Here is a 15,770-nt window from a genome sequence, read left to right as displayed (position 1 = left end):
CTTTTTTTGCCGAAATATTCTCCTGATTTAAATGATATTGAGCATGACTTTAGTGCCTTGAAACGAGCTAGAATGTACGCTCCTATTGACACGTCTCTTGATGAAATTATCCGTTCTTACTGTGGCGTTTAGCGTCTCAGCTTTATTTGAAACTACTATATTTTCATAAAACTAAATTCAATTTCGGCATTTTCTCCCATCAGTTCCGTTAATAACCATTGGCGATCACCAACTTTTTGGTAATGTTCTACACGATAACAGAATTGATCAATTAATAAGTATTCTTGTAATTTAGGGATAGTCCGGTAAAAGCCAAATTTCTGATTTTTATCAAAGCCCGCTGCTGAAGTGGAGAGGACTTCGGCAATCAAAGAGGGATTGGTCACCGCCATCTGACTATTATCAGTAAACTTTGGCTCTTCCGCAATTACCATCACATCGGGGTAAAAATAACTTTCAGACTCAGCAATCCATAACCTCATATCGCTGACAAAAATTTCATATTGGCGATCGCCAATTTCTAGAGGTAATAAGCGGCTTAAATTAAAGGTTAAGCGATTATGGTTGGCGGAGGCTCCGGCAATGGGAATAATTTCTCCTTGGATAAACTCACTTTTTTCAGTGGCCTGTTCTTCCCGTTGCAGATACTCAGCCGCTGTTAGGATTTTAGTTGTAGCAACGACCATCATTGATCCCCTGTTTTATTTGGCTGATTCAAGTTTAGCTTTAACTTTTTGTTACTGTTTAATTTCAAAAAATTGTCCATTTAAGCACAGGCATATTTTAGGGTAACTTCGTTTTTGCCTTGCTCCGCCAACTGTGTTCTAGAAGTTTAAACTGCTGACCCAGATAATCTAGGTGGGGTTGTTGCTCTCCATAACGCCAAGCCACATAGGCTGTGGAAATTTCCACAATTATTTCTACCTGCTCTGGAGTTAGATGTTCCCGCAGGGATTGGGCAAATTCCCCTGGGGTTTGGGCTCGACTTTTGCGAAAACCCCTTTGCTCCAAGTCATACAGCAAAGTTTGATAAAGCCTAGCCATAGGATGGAGTTGGGCTAAGCGACGATATTGTAACCAACGTTTAGCCTGGGTCCAACCAAGCCAACCCAGAAAACCAGCGGCGATCGCCAAAATGAGTCCGAGTAAAGCGCCGCCCAAACTAGTGGAAATTAAATTCCAGAACCACCGTAAAACAGTGACCAGGAATCCGGTAACAGCAGCCCAGACATTAGCCAGAAAGCCGCTCACCGGAGAAGGCAACCAACCGGCCACCCAACGCCAGATTTGCTGAAGCACGCTAAAGGTTTCGTTATCTTCGATGGAGGGAGGATAGAGTTCGTGGCCAGGAATGGGGTCGAACATAAACCAACCCAGCCGGGGGAAAAGTACCTCCGTCAAGGCGTAGGCATCGGTATTATGGACCAAATAATAACCAGTGAAAGGGTTAAACTGTCCGGGAGCAAAGCCCACGGTTAATCGAGCGGGAATGTCTAAACTCCGCAACATAATGGTCAACACTGTAGCAAAGTGGTCCGGCAACCCCCCTTCGTATTCAAACAAAAAGGCGCTGACCAAATCTTCATCGTCTTCAAAAAATGGTAAATCAGTGCGAATGCGGTAATTTTGCTTGAGAGCTTGGGTTAGGTAGAGGGAAATTTCATAGGGGGTTTCTAGGGGCCGTTCTGATTTAGCTAACAGTTCTTGCGCTTTAACCCGCACCGCCGATTTGATATCGGGGGGAACTTGGAGCAATTGGGGGTCAATTTTCACTTCCGGGGGAATGCGGTACTCCTGCAACCTAGTGCGATCTCGCACCGGCACTTCTGAAATCACTGTGTAGGTAATGTCTTTTAGCAAACCCACCGGCGATCGTAAACTGCCATTGCTGTCTATGCCAACTTCCCTGGTGGGAAAGTATAAAAACCGGGGATGGTAAAGACTGGGAATTACGTTGGGTAAATCCTCCACAGCGGTATAGGTTTGCACCACATTTTCCGTTTCCAGGAAGGAGTCAATGTTATCCAGCACAAAACGATAGGACCACGGCGATCGTTCCACTGTGGTGATCTTCTCGTTATCACTAATTTCCCAACCCTGGCCCGTATAGCGGTCAAAAGATAACGCTTTCCAAAAACCTGGCGCTTGGGAACGTACCCGCAGAACTAACTGTTTGGTCATTTCCCCCCGTAAATTTTGATTCATACGGCTGTTGAAACCGTAGTAGAAGGTGTCGTCCACCTGGCCGGGTTCTGAACCATCTCCCTCTCCGCCGGTACCAGTGCCATTTCCTCGACGGTAACCAGGGTTGTTGATATCTTGGTTTTGCCCCTCAAAAGTTTGTTGTTGCATTTCCCCAGGACTAGAGACGGGAAAACTTTGCAGTCTATAACCGGGAAAGCGAGGCATCAGAGCAAAGAGTAACAAACCGAAGGCCAGGGTGACCGCTAACAGAGCGAATAACTTTTTCGGTACTAAGGGGGAATATTCCGTCCGCTCCGATCGCCTAGCTTTCTCTGCACTTTTCCAGAACGGTAGGGAAAATGGAATTTCTTCTAGCCCCAAACGAGAACGGTAATCCAACACCAAAGTGGGAATAGCTACGGCGAGAAAAAGCAATAACCAGGGGGCAAAAGCGAGAGTTTGGGATAAAGTCCCCGCCACTCCTAAAAGGATGAGCCCAATCACCATGGAATAGCCTAAATCTTTCCGCTGAGGCAAATCAAAACTGTGCAATACCTGTAGTTGCACCAATAATCCCGCTAGGGCCACCTGGCTAGCATTGAGATTTTCCACCAAGTTGCCCAAAAAGACAAACAACATGGCCACCATGGCGATCGCCAGCAGAAATTTGAGGGCAATATTCTTCTTTTTTCTTTGACGCCAACTCCACCAAGAGCCAATGACACTGAGGGGAATGGCCCATAAACTCCAGGTGGTTTGGGCCGCTACGTCTGTGGCCACAATGCCCACAATCACCATTAACTGCACCAAAATGCGGAAAACAATCGATTCCTCCGTTTTAGACTCGGGCAAGTTTTGCAGACGGGCTTGCCATTGCTCTAGCCAACGGGCCATGGGGAAGGAGAAAGTCATGGATGGATAGAAAGGAGTTTGATGTTAACGAAATTGCGTTTTGTGAGACACAAACGAGAGTGATCAAGATTTTGTGTAAAGAGGAGAATTAAAGTGAAAAGCGTTCAGGAAAAAGAACAGCAAAATGGGAAGCAGCGGCTCGCCAATCTCGTATAGGGCGCTGCCATTTTTTAGTGATGTTTATCATTGCTGAATATGATAGCTTAAAAACAGAATCTTCACCGGGAAAAACGGATTTTATTTTGATAATCTTGCAAAAAGGGCTATTTAAGGATTCAATCGCATTGGTAGTGTAAATAACGCGGCTTATCTCCTTAGGATAGTCAAAAATGGAAATGACATGGTCCCAATGACGTAACCAGATTTGACTGATGGCTGGGTAGAAGTTATCCCATTTCTGAGAAAAAGCATCCAGAGCCGTTTCTGATCCTGACTAAAAAAAATGGACATTAGAGAAGAGCCAAAAATCAAGGAGAATGTCCCAATGAGTCAAAAACGAAGACGAACATTTACAGACGAGAAGATGTGGCAACTCCGGCGACAGTGCCAGCGGCAATTGATGCGCCCCCCATAGCAGTGTCGGTCAAATCACTCAATTCATCCTTTTTCGACTGATGATTATGAGCTTTTTGTCTTTTCAACTTCTCTATTTCAAGCTCCAGTATTCTTTTTTGCCAAATGAGACGTTCTTTTTCCCTATTACTACCCATGACATTTTCCCCGGTAAATCTATGAGCATTATAATCGCTTAAAGGTCTTTAGTATGCCAAGTAAAAAAAGATGTTTTTCGGTCTTTGGGCCGATGACTTTTACCTGCCAAAGATTTTGTTACCGTTAGAAGTGAATTTGATCAACAATCGACAAATAAGGACGATCGCCAAAGGCTATGTTAGAAAGCAAACTTGAAAATCTGCGGCAATTCTTTGGGGAACTAGACCGGGCTTTAATTGCCTATTCCGGTGGAGTGGATAGTACCCTAGTGGCCAAGGTAGCCTACGACGTGTTGGGGCAAAATGCCGTGGCTATCACCGCCGTTTCACCCTCCCTGTTACCGGAAGAATTGGAAGATGCCCAGGCCCAAGCTCAATGGATTGGCATTGCCCATGAACTGGTGCAAACCAACGAAATGGCTAACCCTAATTACACTGCCAACCCGGAAAATCGTTGTTATTTTTGCAAAAGTGAACTCCACGACACCCTTCAGCCCTTAGCTTTGGCCCTGGGTTACAACTACGTTATCGATGGAGTCAATGGAGATGATCTACGGGATTATCGCCCCGGTATCCAAGCAGCTAAGGAACGGGGTGGGCGATCGCCATTGGCCGAATTGCAAATTAGCAAGTTGGAAGTGCGGCAAATTTCCCAGTTATTGGGGTTGCCCTGGTGGGATAAACCAGCCCAACCTTGTTTAAGCTCCCGCTTTCCCTACGGCGAAGAAATCACAGTGGAGAAATTACAGCGGGTCGGCCGGGCAGAAATTTATCTGCGTCGTCTCGGCTATAACCAAGTCCGGGTGCGATCGGAACAAAATTTGGCCCGCATTGAATTGCCCCCGGAACAGATCCAACAGTTTGTACAGGATGTGTCCCTGGGGGAATTAGTGCAAACTTTTCAAAACTTTGGTTTCCTTTACGTCACCCTAGACCTAGAAGGTTACCAAAGCGGCAAGCTAAATCGGGTTTTGACCAAATAACCAAAACCAACGGCATCCCAGCCTAGTTCTTTGGAACAGGGGAAAGCCCAAGGCTAAACCCAGCCCTGCAGTTTATAAATAACCAGCCCTAAATATTCCTTCAGGGCCATGGTGGTCATTTGCAGACTTTTGGCATCGGGCATCAGACCAAGGATGACGTTGGCAAGGTTGAAATTATTTCTGCCCAAAGGTTGACTCAAAAAGTCGGTGGCGGCGGGAATGACAATGATACCCAGTTTTTCAAATACTCTTTTGGCCCTGGGCATATGGTAACCAGACGTGACCAAAATAATCGTGTTTATACCCCGTTGCTGGAGAATTTTCTGGGTAAAAACCGCATTTTGCCTGGTATTAAGGGATTTCTCTTCTTTGATGATAGCTTCCCTAGGCACGTCCAACCGTTGCAACAATAGGGCCATATCCTCCGCTTCCGAGGTGGCCACTGTGCCCAACCAAGGAATCCTTCCCCCCGTGGTAATAATGTAGGGAGCTTTGCCCTCTTGGTAGATTTGTGCGCCGTAGATAACCCGATCGCCAGCTTCGGCCACTTCGGGAAATTGCCGGGGATAGGTGGCCTGGTAAAGACCGCCCCCCAAAACAACAATAACTGGGGCTTGGGGGAAATCTTCCATAGGCAGATATTGATACTCCAAAGTCCGTAGCAGGGCATCGCTAACCCAGCTATTAGCACTGACTAGTAAAATAGCCAGCGCCACCAGGGCCAGCCACTGCAAACCCAACTGCTGTCGCCAACTCCAAAAAATAATTCCCAACAGCAGTAAGGAAATTAGCCCCAGGGGATAGAGGAATAGGGGTAAAAGTTTGGAGAGAAAAACGAACATAACTGGGCAAAATGCCAACTAAATGACAATTTCTATCGATTTTGCCTAATCAATTAGGGAAAAGAGCATTTCCCCCCCACAAACCAGTTGTCCATCGACCCTAGCTTCCCCTTGCATTTTGGCAATGCGTTGCAGTTTAAAGGATTGTAATTCCACTGTCATAATTAGCTGATCCCCAGGCACCACTGGCCGCCGGAACCGCACCCCATCAATGCCAGCAAAGGCGAAGAATTTACCCCGCATCCCCGGCAGTTGGGTCAAAATCACTCCCCCCACCTGGGCCATGGATTCCACAATTAACACCCCCGGCATAATCGGGCGATCGGGAATATGGCCGGGAAAAAACGGTTCGTTGATGGTGACATTCTTTAGGCCAACGGCGCATTTACCCGGTTGAAAATCAATGATGCGGTCCACCAAGGCGAAGGGGTAACGGTGGGGCAGTAAATCACTAATTTCCTGGATAGTAAATTGGGTTTGGACACCGGCTTCATTGCCATTACTATCGCTTAAAGTGGGAGTCACCTCCGGAGTTGACATTGCCATGGGAAAACTTTTGCTAAAAATCTAGGACAAACGAAAATTTTTGAAAAACTTTGGCAAACCAGGTTATTCCCAGCAACGCTTAGTTAAGGTCCAGCACTTTGGCCAGGTTCTAGGCCCGATCGCCACCGAAAACCAGTTTAAAGCCCATTGGGATCCCCCCTGGGCCATGAGCCCAGAAAAATTGGCCAATTCTTCTTCCGGGTTGGCCCACTACCGATAAGATGGGAGGGTTGTTCATTCCCCAAACAATCCGCCAAATCCTGTGGAAATCTTTGTTTATCACACGCCGGAATTAACACCAGATCAATCCTTGCCTGACTGTGCCGTGGTTATTGATGTCCTACGGGCTACGACCACGATCGCCACTGCCTTAAAAGTTGGCGCAGAAGCGGTTCAGGTTTTTAGCTCCCTTGATGATTTGATGGCCACCAGTGAATCCTGGCCGGGGGAAAAACGTCTCCGGGCGGGGGAAAGGGGCGGGGCCGCCGTGGCGGGCTACGATTTGGGTAATTCTCCCTTAGATTGTACGTCGGAGTTGATGGCGGGGAAAAGATTGTTTCTTTCCACCACCAATGGCACTAGGGCTTTGCAGAGGGTGAAGGATTGTCCTCAGTTGGTCACAGCTTCTTTGGTTAACCGGGGAGCGGCGGTGGATTACCTAGCCCAAACCCAGCCCAAAACAGTGTGGCTATTGGGTTCCGGTTGGGAAGGGGGTTATTCCCTAGAAGATACGGTCTGTGCTGGGGCGATCGCCAGCTTGCTCCGGGAAAAAGGCATTGATTTCACCGTGGGCAATGATGAAGTGGTGGCGGCCCAAAGTTTGTACCGCCAATGGCGGAGTGATTTACTGAATTTGTTTAAACAAGCCAGCCATGGCCAACGGCTACTCAAGCTTGACCGCCTAGAGGATTTGCGCTACTGCGCCACAGAGGATTTAATTGATATTCTGCCCAAACAAGTGTCGCCAGGGGTGTTGACCGCTGCTTAAATTCGAGAATTGTCTTTATATTTAAGTTTTGAGTTCTCTTCTCCTAATCATTTTCCTAGCTATCATTGCTAAAACACTATGGACACCTTTGACGCTATTTACCAACGGCGATCGGTTAAGCATTTTGACCCTGACCATCGTTTAACGGCCGAAGAAGAAAGAAAGTTGCTCGAAGCGGCCATCCAAGCTCCCACTAGTTTTAACATCCAACATTGGCGATTCTTGATCATTCGGGATCCCCAACTGCGGCAAACCATCCGGGAAAAATATGGCAATCAGGCCCAAATGACCGACGCTTCCCTGTTAATTTTGGTAGCGGCGGATGTTAACGCTTGGGATAAAGACCCCGCCCGTTACTGGCGCAATGCCCCCCGGGAAGTGGCCAATTATCTTGTTGGGGCGATCGCCTCTTTCTATGGTGGCAAACCACAGTTGCAACGGGATGAAGCCCAACGGTCCATTGGCATGGCCATGCAAAATTTGATGTTGGCGGCCAAGGCCATGGGCTATGATAGCTGTCCCATGATCGGCTTTGACCTCCAAAAGGTAGCCGAGTTGGTCAAATTACCCGCTGACTATGCCATTGGCCCCATGGTGGCGATCGGTAAACGCACCGAAGATGCCCGGGCAAAAGGCGGTCAAACTCCCCTGGAAGAATTGGTCTGGGAAAACTCCTTTGCCTAACTAAGGTTTGGTGTTTAGCAATTTAGTGTTGAGTGGCTAATTGCTGAACCCGCTCCGACTCCCATTTAACGCTTACTTCTCACCCCTAACTCCTGCTGTTCAACGAAATTTTGCTTGATTAACACCTCTATGCGTACTCATTATTGCGGCGACCTACGGACAACCCATCTGGGGGAGACAGTGACCCTCTACGGTTGGGTCGATCGCCGTCGGGATCATGGTGGCGTAATTTTCCTTGACCTGCGCGATCGCCAGGGCATAGTGCAAATCGCCAGTAGTCCTGACCAAACCCCCGCTTCCTATCCAGTGGCGGAAGGATTACGTAATGAATACGTGGTGCAAGTTACCGGTGTGGTCAGTAAACGTCCCCCGGAATCATTGAACGAAAAAATTCCCACCGGGGAAATTGAGATCTATGCCGACAGCATTATCTTGCTCAACGGCGTCAATCAACAATTACCTTTTGTGGTGTCTAGTCACGAAGCAGAACAGGTGCGGGAAGATGTGCGCCTTAAATACCGTTATCTAGATCTGCGGCGGGCTAGGTTGAGTCAAAATCTACAACTGCGGCATCAAGTGGTCAAAGCTATGCGCCGTTTCCTGGAAGATCAAGAGAATTTTCTGGAAATTGAAACCCCCATTCTCACCCGTTCCACCCCCGAAGGGGCCAGGGATTATCTTGTTCCCTCCCGAGTTAACCCAGGGGAATGGTACGCTCTGCCCCAATCGCCCCAACTGTTTAAGCAATTATTGATGGTGGCGGGGATGGATCGTTATTATCAAATTGCCCGTTGTTTTCGGGATGAAGATTTAAGAGCCGATCGCCAACCGGAATTTACCCAGTTGGATATGGAAATGAGCTTTATGGGCCAGGAGGAAATTCTTGACCTCAACGAAGCGTTAATTTGCCACATTTTCAAAGTTGTTAAAAATATCGATTTGCCCCGGCCATTTCCCCGATTGACCTATCAAGAATCAATGGCTAAGTATGGCAATGATCGCCCGGATACCCGTTTTGGTTTGGAATTGGTGGACGTTTCCGACCTGCTGGGTAACACAGGTTTTAAGGTTTTTTCCGCTGCCGTCAGTAGTGGGGGGTCCATCAAAGCTATCCGGGTGCCGGGGGGCAATGAGACTATTTCCAATGTGCGGATTAAACCCGGCGGAGATTTGTTCAAAGAAGCCACGGAAGCGGGCGCTAAGGGCATTGCCTACATTCGGGTGCGGGATAACGGAGAAATCGACACCATTGGGGCTATTAAAGAGAACCTAGATGAGGCCCAGGTAAAAACGTTACTGCAATTAACCCAAGCTGAAGCCGGAGACTTACTCCTGTTTGGTGCCGGAGACACTGCCACGGTGGATAAATCCCTTTCCCGCCTCCGGTTGGTGCTGGGAGAACAGTTGGGTTTGATCGATCCCGATGCCATTAACCTGCTTTGGATCACCGACTTCCCCATGTTCGAGTGGAATAGTGATGAAAAACGCTTTGAAGCTCTGCACCATCCTTTCACTGCGCCCCACCCCGATGATTTAGGCGATCTGAAAACTGCCCGGGCCCAGGCCTACGATTTGGTCATGAACGGCGTGGAAATTGGCGGCGGTAGTTTGCGGATTTACCAACGGGAAGTACAGGAAAAAGTTTTTGCCACCATCGGTTTATCCCCCGAAGAAGCCCACGAAAAATTTGGTTTCCTATTGGATGCGTTCGAGTATGGCACCCCTCCCCACGGCGGCATTGCCTACGGTTTAGACCGGTTAGTGATGTTGTTGGCTAAAGAAGATTCCATTCGGGATGTGATTGCTTTCCCCAAAACCCAACAGGCCAGTTGTCTGCTCACGGAAGCACCAGCGGCGGTGGATAAAAAACAACTCAAGGAATTGTCCGTGGCTTCTACTTACGTCCCTAAAGTTAAAGTGGACGACTAGGTAGCCCTGTTTTTTATTGGCCCCCATGATGGAACGTTTTTCCCCTACTACGGCTTTATGGAAAAAATTGAGCCTCTTTGACCGCACCGTGGGGGCGATCGCCATCGTTTTGGTTCTTCTAATTGCGGTGGTGCTATTACGGGGCAATCAAAGTCCCCTGATGGTAACGCAATACAGTTGGCGCAACACCAACATCGGGGCCCAAACCCAGGCCCTGACCATGACTTTTAACCATCCCGTTGACCCGGACGTAATGGAGTCAGGCTTGGTAATTGACCCACCCCTGGCGGGCAAAACCATTTGGCAGGGGCGGCGTTGGTTCTACACCCTAACGGACATCCCCCGTTATGGCACTAACTATCAATTGACCTTACCTTTACCTGCCATGGTGCGGGGTCCAAGGGGACAGGATTTCACCAGTCTGATCACCAGTCGGGCCCGGGCTTTGGCCTATATTGGTGTGGCCGGCGAAGAAAGGGGAAGGTTAATTCTCTACAACATCACCAACCCCCAACAACCCCAAAAAATTATCCTCACCCCTAAGGACCTCACCGTTCGACAGTTTCAAATTTATCCCCAAGGCGATCGCCTGATTTTCACCGCCACCGATCCGACCCGTCGGGGGGGACAACAGAATATTTTCACTGTCGCCACCGGTATTAATAACCTCAACACCCAAACTAAAGTTCTACCAGGCAAATTGGAAAGGCTTTGGGAAGACCAGGATTATGATAACCAGCGCATTGCCCTGGCTGCTAACGGCAGTATGTTAGTTATTGCTAGAGAAAATGCTCAAAATTCTGCTGACTCTGGTTTGTGGGTAGCCCCCAGTGGAGAAAATCCCAGACCTCTAGGTATTAGGGCCGAAAAATTTATTGTTGGACCCAATGGTAATTTCCTTGCAGTGGGCCAGGAGGGGGGAGTGGGTTTAATTCCCCTAATTCCGGAGGCCGGGGCGCCCCATTTTTTGGAAGCAATGGAGCAAGCCTTGGATTTTTCTGCTGATGGCAAACAATTGCTATTAAGCCAACAAAACCCAGACTTTAGCCATTCCCTAATTGTTTACGACCTGCAGGAACGCACTCAAAGGGAAGTTTTACGGGGTCCCTACCCCCTAATAAGCTGTCGTTTTGACCCCCGCTCCCAACCCAGGGCCTATTGCTTGCAGGCGGATTTTATCCAACGGGAAGGCGAGCCTGTGCAACCAGAACCCTACCTGGCGGTGATTAATTTAACCGACGGTCAAGCCCGCCCCCTCTTAGCTTTACCCAATTACCCCGAAGTTGATCTCACCGTTGCTCCCGATGGTCTGGGGTTAATGTTTGACCAGGTAGCCACAGGACCTACTCTTGGTTCCCATGATCTTCTCACCAATTCTCAAAGATCCATTGTGGATGGACGAGTTTGGTTGTTGCCCCTACCCGGAGATTTGGCCACGGAAACCGATGCGGATCCCGATCCCCAAGAATTGACCGCTGGTTTTGCTCCCCGTTGGATGCCATAGGCTCTGATCCCCACTGGATTAGGGTTATTAGGCTGTGCTGACGTCCAAAGGGTCAGATTATTTGGTACGCTAATTTAAACAGTTTGGGAATAGTAAGTAAGCGTGAACATTACGATTGGACGGGGAAAAACAGCCCGTCGAGCCTATGGTATCGACGAAATTGCACTGGTTCCCGGAGTGCGGACCTTAGACCCAGCCCTGGCCGATACCCGCTGGAAAGTGGGCGCCATTGAGCGGGAAATCCCCATTATTGCCAGCGCCATGGATGGGGTTGTGGACAGCCGCATGGCAGTACTACTATCCGAACTAGGCGCTTTGGGGGTAGTCAATTTAGAGGGCATTCAAACCCGCTACGAAGATCCCAATCCGATTTTGGACCGCATCGCTTCGGTGGGCAAAACGGAATTTGTGGGGTTAATGCAGGAACTCTACGCCGAACCCATCAAGCCGGAGTTAATTACCAAGCGCATTCAAGAAATCCAAGCCGCTGGGGGCATTGCCGCAGTTAGTCTGACTCCGGTGGGGGCATCTAAATATGCCAGTACGGTGGCCGAAGCTGGGGCGGATTTGTTATTTATCCAGGCCACAGTGGTCTCCACGGCCCACCTATCCCCCGAATCGGTGGAGAGTTTGGACCTGGTCAAGCTTTGTCAGGAAATGCCCATGCCGGTGGTGTTGGGCAATTGCGTTACCTACGAAGTCAGCCTGGAGTTGATGCGGGCCGGTGCAGCGGCGGTGCTGGTGGGTATTGGCCCCGGTGCGGCCTGTACTTCCCGGGGAGTTTTGGGAGTAGGGGTACCTCAACCGACGGCGATCGCCGATTGTGCAGCAGCCAGAGATGACTATTTGCAAGAAACGGGTCGTTACGTGCCTGTCATTGCCGATGGGGGCATCATTACTGGTGGGGACATCTGTAAATGTATTGCCTGCGGTGCTGATGCAGTGATGATTGGTTCCCCCATTGCCAGGGCGGCGGAAGCTCCCGGCCGTGGTTTCCATTGGGGTATGGCCACCCCCAGTCCCGTATTACCCCGGGGTACTCGCATCAACGTCGGTACCACTGGCACCATTCGGGAAATTTTAGTAGGGCCCGCCAAATTGGATGACGGCACCCATAATCTACTGGGGGCAATAAAAACTAGCATGGGCACCCTAGGAGCCAAAGATATGAAAGAGATGCAACAGGTGGATGTGGTCATTGCCCCTTCCCTGCTCACGGAGGGTAAGGTTTACCAAAAAGCCCAACAGTTGGGTATGGGTAAGTAATTCTTGCCATTGCAACTATCAACCCCCTGGGATTATTCTGGGGGGATTTTTATTGGGTTTATTTGTTACCCTGGTCTGGGCCTTGTTGACCAATGCCCCACCACTACCCGCTATTACCCCGCCGCTGTGAAACACTGGAAAACTTACCTAGTTTTAGTCCTATTGGCGATCGCCATGTTGTTACCGTTGCTGTGGTTGGTAGCTACGGCGTTGAAGGCCCCGACGGAGGATGTCTTTGGGGGTTTGGGACAATTGTTACCCCGGCAACCCAACCTGGGGAATTTTATCAAGGTTTGGCAAGACTATCCCTTTGGCCGTTACCTATTCAACAGCGTGGTGGTGTCCAGCATCACTGTGGCCCTTAACTTGTTTTTTTGCGCCCTGGCCGCCTATCCCCTGGCCCGTTTAAACTTTGTCGGTCGGGACATGACCCTAGCGGCGATCGTGGCCACGTTGATGATTCCTTTCCAGTTAATCATGATTCCCCTCTACATTCTGGCAGTGAATTTAGGGCTCAGGAATAGCTACGTGGGCATTATCTTCCCCAGCCTTGCTTCTGCCTTTGGTATTTTTCTGCTCCGGCAAGCTTTCCAAGGGGTGCCCAAGGAATTGGAAGAAGCGGGCCGCATCGATGGTTGTCGAGAACTGGGTATTTGGTGGCACATTATGATTCCGGCCATTCGCCCTGCCCTGGTAACCCTAGCTATTTTTGTTTTTATCGGTGCCTGGAGCGATTTTCTCTGGCCACTGATTGTGCTCGATCAACCAGAATATTACACATTGCCTTTGGGCGTTGCTCAATTATCTAGTGCTTTGGATTTTGACTGGCGGCTCATTGCAGCGGCTTCCGTGATTGCTATTGCTCCCATTATCGTACTATTTCTGTTTGTGCAACGTTATATCATCCCCTCCGAGGCCAGCAGTGGAGTCAAAGGGTAGAGCCATTTTCTTCGGTAAAAGTTAGTCCAGCATAGTCAATTAACCGGTGAATTAAATCCTGACCAAAGCTAGCCGCAGGGGTCCAGAAACCGCCTTGGAGAGATGATTTGGGTCTGTCTTTGGCTAAACATAATGCGGCTTGGGCTAATATTTTTGCCGTGGAACCATAGCCGGGGTCTTGATCCCCTGTAACTTTGACCATGGTGGATTGGCCAGAGGCAGTTTCTCCCCAAAAGCGTAAATCATAAAAGCCCTGCTGTTGAGCTTCTTCAGTGGGGCCTTCCCCTGGTTTAGGTAGGATTTGGAGTAACAACCATCGACTGGGGCCGATCGCCAAAGCCAAGGCCATAAGATCCAAACTCCATTTAATGCCCTGGGCTGCTAACCAACCGATTATCCCTGGCCCCGTTAAGATGCCTTCCTCATATTGGAACCCTTCACCATAGACTTCGTTTTGGAGGGTATTGGAACGTAAAACAATGGGAGTGTTGATCCCTGCCATGACAAAGGGGGCAGTCCATCCGGAAAAGATGGGGTCATTTTGCACGGGGATGAGGCTGGGGGGATGGTCAGACCGGTGATCAGGTTTAAAGCAAAGGATGTAAGGATTGCGGAGGGCCTGGCGGGTGGAAGGATCGGCGATCGCCTCTTGAATCAGGTTGATGCCACTGGCGATCGTGCCTCCGGAAATGCCACCTTGGCAAGCTTTAACCCCCATTTTGACCCGGATGCAAGGTTCCCCCCAACGCCGTTGACTTTGTTGTTGTAAGTAATACACCCCGAGGTCAGAAGGAATGGAATCGAAGCCGCAACAATGGACAATGCGAGCCCCTGATTGCTTGGCGATCGCCTCATATTTTTGGATCATTTGTTGTACCCATTGGACTTCCCCAGTCAGATCGCAGTAATCTGTGCCGGTAATGGCACAAACCCGGACTAGGGTTTCTCCATAAAGGGCATAGGGGCCGACTGTGGAAACCACAACTTTGGTTTGGGAGCACAGTGTAGTGACAGCGGCTTCGTCTTTGATATCAACCACAAAGGTGGGCAAATGGGCAGCTTGAGGGCCAAGGGATTGAACCAAACGGTCAAGTTTAGCTTGGGAACGGCCGGCGATCGCCCAGTTTTTTGCTGCTGCAGTTTCCCAGTGGGACAACAAATAGCGGCAAACAATCCCACCGACAAATCCCGTCGCACCCACAATTATCAGGTCATATGGCAATGGCTTCGTCATAGAGTTTAACGGTAGTTGAAAGGTTGAATGGGATACAAAGCTGACTATGGGATAGTCTGGATTGATATACTGACGGTCGAGTCTTAAATTTGCCTAATGTTATTTGCCCATGAGGCTTCCAGGATGATGTGCCCCCAGAAATGGTTTAAACGATTATTACCCATGGTTTTGGGTGTTTGCTGTTTGCTAACCGGCTGTGTGGATTATGACGTGGGCATTCGTTTTCCAGAGCAACATTATGGGGAAATTGTCCAACACATTACCCTGGGGGAACAACTAACTACCCTGAGCCAAGCAGAAGCCGATCGTTGGCTCAAAAGTTTAGACCAGCGGGCTAAGGACTTAAACGGTCACACGGATCGCCCGTCGGAGGAAACCCTTGTGATAACCATTCCTTTTGGTAGCGGCCAGGAGTTGGTGGAAAAGTTCAATCGCTTTTTTAATCCCCAACCCCCCAAAGGAAGGCGATCGCCAGAGCCAGACCAGTTGGATTTGCTTAATTTGAAAGCGGAACTCGCACTAGAGCAAAGTAATTGGTTATTAGCAGACCGCAATCATCTCAAGTTAACCGTTGACCTGCGGGCCCTAGGGGTTTTATCCAACCAAGGCAACATTATCCTTAGTCCCGGCTCCCTAATTAACCTCAATTTTGATTTGCAAACTCCCTTAACTCTCCAAACTCCCAATGCTCCGGGGGAAGAATTAGGCACAGAAGTGCCTGGGCAATGGCAGTTAAAACCTGGACAAATTAACGTTATTGAAACGACCTTTTTTGTGCCTAGTTATTTGGCGATCGGGACAATTTTAATTATCATCCTTTGTTTAGGGGGTTTTTATCTCAAATATGGCCGTTGGCCCGGAGTGCTTGATAGCAAAGTTGAGGGAGTTTAAGAACGTGTTTGAAAAGTCCCCCTAATCCCCCCAAAATTTGGAGAGAAACTGAGTAAAAGTTACCCTCGTACCGCCGGAGCGTTAGTAAGGAGATTTAGGGGGCGGAATAAAATTTTCCAAATACGTTCTAAATCCTTAAACTTTAATCAAAAATTGTC

The 15,770-nt window shown here is 49.0% G+C and carries 16 protein-coding genes and 1 pseudogene; 10 read left to right on the top strand and 7 right to left on the bottom strand.

Annotation, left to right across the window (positions count from 1 at the left end):
* A partial coding sequence (locus H6G46_RS09105; RefSeq protein WP_190759818.1) for a transposase occupies positions 1–132 on the top strand: 132 nt, incomplete at its 5' end.
* Positions 133–155: 23 nt separating this feature from the next.
* Here the strand turns inward: H6G46_RS09105 and H6G46_RS09100 are convergent.
* The 4 genes and pseudogenes from H6G46_RS09100 to H6G46_RS09085 form a co-directional block, all read right to left on the bottom strand.
* The gene (locus H6G46_RS09100) at positions 156–689 is read right to left on the bottom strand and encodes a Uma2 family endonuclease (RefSeq protein WP_010872530.1); all 534 of its coding nucleotides are present in this window, start codon (positions 687–689) and stop codon (positions 156–158) included.
* A gap of 94 nt (positions 690–783) precedes the next feature.
* Positions 784–3,096: a DUF3488 and DUF4129 domain-containing transglutaminase family protein gene (locus tag H6G46_RS09095; RefSeq protein WP_010872531.1), complete on the bottom strand. Its 2,313-nt coding sequence runs from the start codon at positions 3,094–3,096 to the stop codon at positions 784–786.
* Positions 3,097–3,184: 88 nt separating this feature from the next.
* A pseudogene (locus tag H6G46_RS09090) lies at positions 3,185–3,523 on the bottom strand (transposase); the annotation flags it as partial.
* Positions 3,524–3,605: 82 nt separating this feature from the next.
* Positions 3,606–3,806, bottom strand: coding sequence for a hypothetical protein (locus H6G46_RS09085; RefSeq protein WP_020861716.1), 201 nt, complete (start codon positions 3,804–3,806; stop codon positions 3,606–3,608).
* A 176-nt stretch (positions 3,807–3,982) separates the two neighbouring features.
* On the opposite strand from H6G46_RS09085, the gene larE reads away from it, so the two are divergent.
* The gene (gene larE, locus H6G46_RS09080) at positions 3,983–4,789 is read left to right on the top strand and encodes an ATP-dependent sacrificial sulfur transferase LarE (protein WP_010872532.1); all 807 of its coding nucleotides are present in this window, start codon (positions 3,983–3,985) and stop codon (positions 4,787–4,789) included.
* 53 nt (positions 4,790–4,842) lie between these two features.
* On the opposite strand, the gene H6G46_RS09075 is transcribed toward larE, so the two are convergent.
* Positions 4,843–5,631, bottom strand: a complete 789-nt coding sequence (locus H6G46_RS09075; protein ID WP_010872533.1) for a YdcF family protein — start codon at positions 5,629–5,631, stop codon at positions 4,843–4,845.
* Positions 5,632–5,676: 45 nt separating this feature from the next.
* Positions 5,677–6,177, bottom strand: a complete 501-nt coding sequence (gene fabZ / locus H6G46_RS09070) for a 3-hydroxyacyl-ACP dehydratase FabZ (RefSeq protein ID WP_010872534.1) — start codon at positions 6,175–6,177, stop codon at positions 5,677–5,679.
* Positions 6,178–6,217: 40 nt separating this feature from the next.
* Here fabZ and H6G46_RS09065 point away from each other — a divergent pair, with 40 nt between their 5' ends.
* The 7 genes from H6G46_RS09065 to H6G46_RS09035 all read left to right on the top strand — a co-directional run bounded on the left by H6G46_RS09065 (position 6,218) and on the right by H6G46_RS09035 (position 13,487).
* Entirely contained in the window at positions 6,218–6,397 is a 180-nt protein-coding gene (locus H6G46_RS09065) for a hypothetical protein (protein ID WP_041425809.1), read from the top strand.
* A gap of 42 nt (positions 6,398–6,439) precedes the next feature.
* A complete protein-coding gene (locus H6G46_RS09060; RefSeq protein WP_010872535.1) occupies positions 6,440–7,165 on the top strand; it encodes a 2-phosphosulfolactate phosphatase family protein in 726 nt (241 codons plus the stop codon).
* Positions 7,166–7,243: 78 nt separating this feature from the next.
* On the top strand, positions 7,244–7,849 hold the full coding sequence (locus tag H6G46_RS09055) for a nitroreductase family protein (RefSeq protein WP_010872536.1): 606 nt from the start codon (positions 7,244–7,246) through the stop codon (positions 7,847–7,849).
* Between the two features lie 129 nt (positions 7,850–7,978).
* Positions 7,979–9,778 carry an aspartate--tRNA ligase gene (aspS, locus tag H6G46_RS09050; RefSeq protein WP_010872537.1) on the top strand — a complete coding sequence of 600 codons (1,800 nt, stop codon included), beginning with the start codon at positions 7,979–7,981 and terminating at the stop codon, positions 9,776–9,778.
* Positions 9,779–9,803: 25 nt separating this feature from the next.
* Entirely contained in the window at positions 9,804–11,282 is a 1,479-nt protein-coding gene (locus tag H6G46_RS09045) for a hypothetical protein (RefSeq protein WP_010872538.1), read from the top strand.
* A 102-nt stretch (positions 11,283–11,384) separates the two neighbouring features.
* Positions 11,385–12,548, top strand: a complete 1,164-nt coding sequence (locus tag H6G46_RS09040) for a GuaB3 family IMP dehydrogenase-related protein (RefSeq protein WP_010872539.1) — start codon at positions 11,385–11,387, stop codon at positions 12,546–12,548.
* 126 nt (positions 12,549–12,674) lie between these two features.
* Positions 12,675–13,487, top strand: a complete 813-nt coding sequence (locus H6G46_RS09035) for a carbohydrate ABC transporter permease (RefSeq protein WP_010872540.1) — start codon at positions 12,675–12,677, stop codon at positions 13,485–13,487.
* On the opposite strand, the gene H6G46_RS09030 is transcribed toward H6G46_RS09035, so the two are convergent.
* Positions 13,477–14,721 carry a trans-acting enoyl reductase family protein gene (locus tag H6G46_RS09030; protein WP_010872541.1) on the bottom strand — a complete coding sequence of 415 codons (1,245 nt, stop codon included), beginning with the start codon at positions 14,719–14,721 and terminating at the stop codon, positions 13,477–13,479. The genes H6G46_RS09035 and H6G46_RS09030 overlap by 11 nt on opposite strands.
* A 162-nt stretch (positions 14,722–14,883) precedes the next feature.
* Here H6G46_RS09030 and H6G46_RS09025 point away from each other — a divergent pair, with 162 nt between their 5' ends.
* Positions 14,884–15,612, top strand: coding sequence for a DUF3153 domain-containing protein (locus H6G46_RS09025; protein ID WP_231848057.1), 729 nt, complete (start codon positions 14,884–14,886; stop codon positions 15,610–15,612).
* Positions 15,613–15,770 lie beyond the last annotated feature (158 nt).

Source organism: Synechocystis sp. FACHB-908, from assembly GCF_014698595.1.
Taxonomy (GTDB): domain Bacteria; phylum Cyanobacteriota; class Cyanobacteriia; order Cyanobacteriales; family Microcystaceae; genus Synechocystis.
This window is presented reverse-complemented; position numbering and strand designations above follow the sequence as displayed.

Bases quoted from the DNA above. Each gene is read 5' to 3' on its own strand.
- H6G46_RS09025 (WP_231848057.1), top strand. From the start codon at position 14,884: ATGGTTTTGGGTGTTTGCTGTTTGCTAACCGGCTGTGTGGATTATGAC.
- H6G46_RS09095 (WP_010872531.1), bottom strand. From the start codon at position 3,096: ATGACTTTCTCCTTCCCCATGGCCCGTTGGCTAGAGCAATGGCAAGCC.
- H6G46_RS09055 (WP_010872536.1), top strand. From the start codon at position 7,244: ATGGACACCTTTGACGCTATTTACCAACGGCGATCGGTTAAGCATTTT.
- H6G46_RS09075 (WP_010872533.1), bottom strand. From the start codon at position 5,631: ATGTTCGTTTTTCTCTCCAAACTTTTACCCCTATTCCTCTATCCCCTG.
- H6G46_RS09085 (WP_020861716.1), bottom strand. From the start codon at position 3,806: ATGGGTAGTAATAGGGAAAAAGAACGTCTCATTTGGCAAAAAAGAATA.
- H6G46_RS09045 (WP_010872538.1), top strand. From the start codon at position 9,804: ATGATGGAACGTTTTTCCCCTACTACGGCTTTATGGAAAAAATTGAGC.
- aspS (WP_010872537.1), top strand. From the start codon at position 7,979: ATGCGTACTCATTATTGCGGCGACCTACGGACAACCCATCTGGGGGAG.
- fabZ (WP_010872534.1), bottom strand. From the start codon at position 6,177: ATGGCAATGTCAACTCCGGAGGTGACTCCCACTTTAAGCGATAGTAAT.
- H6G46_RS09030 (WP_010872541.1), bottom strand. From the start codon at position 14,721: ATGACGAAGCCATTGCCATATGACCTGATAATTGTGGGTGCGACGGGA.
- larE (WP_010872532.1), top strand. From the start codon at position 3,983: ATGTTAGAAAGCAAACTTGAAAATCTGCGGCAATTCTTTGGGGAACTA.
- H6G46_RS09100 (WP_010872530.1), bottom strand. From the start codon at position 689: ATGATGGTCGTTGCTACAACTAAAATCCTAACAGCGGCTGAGTATCTG.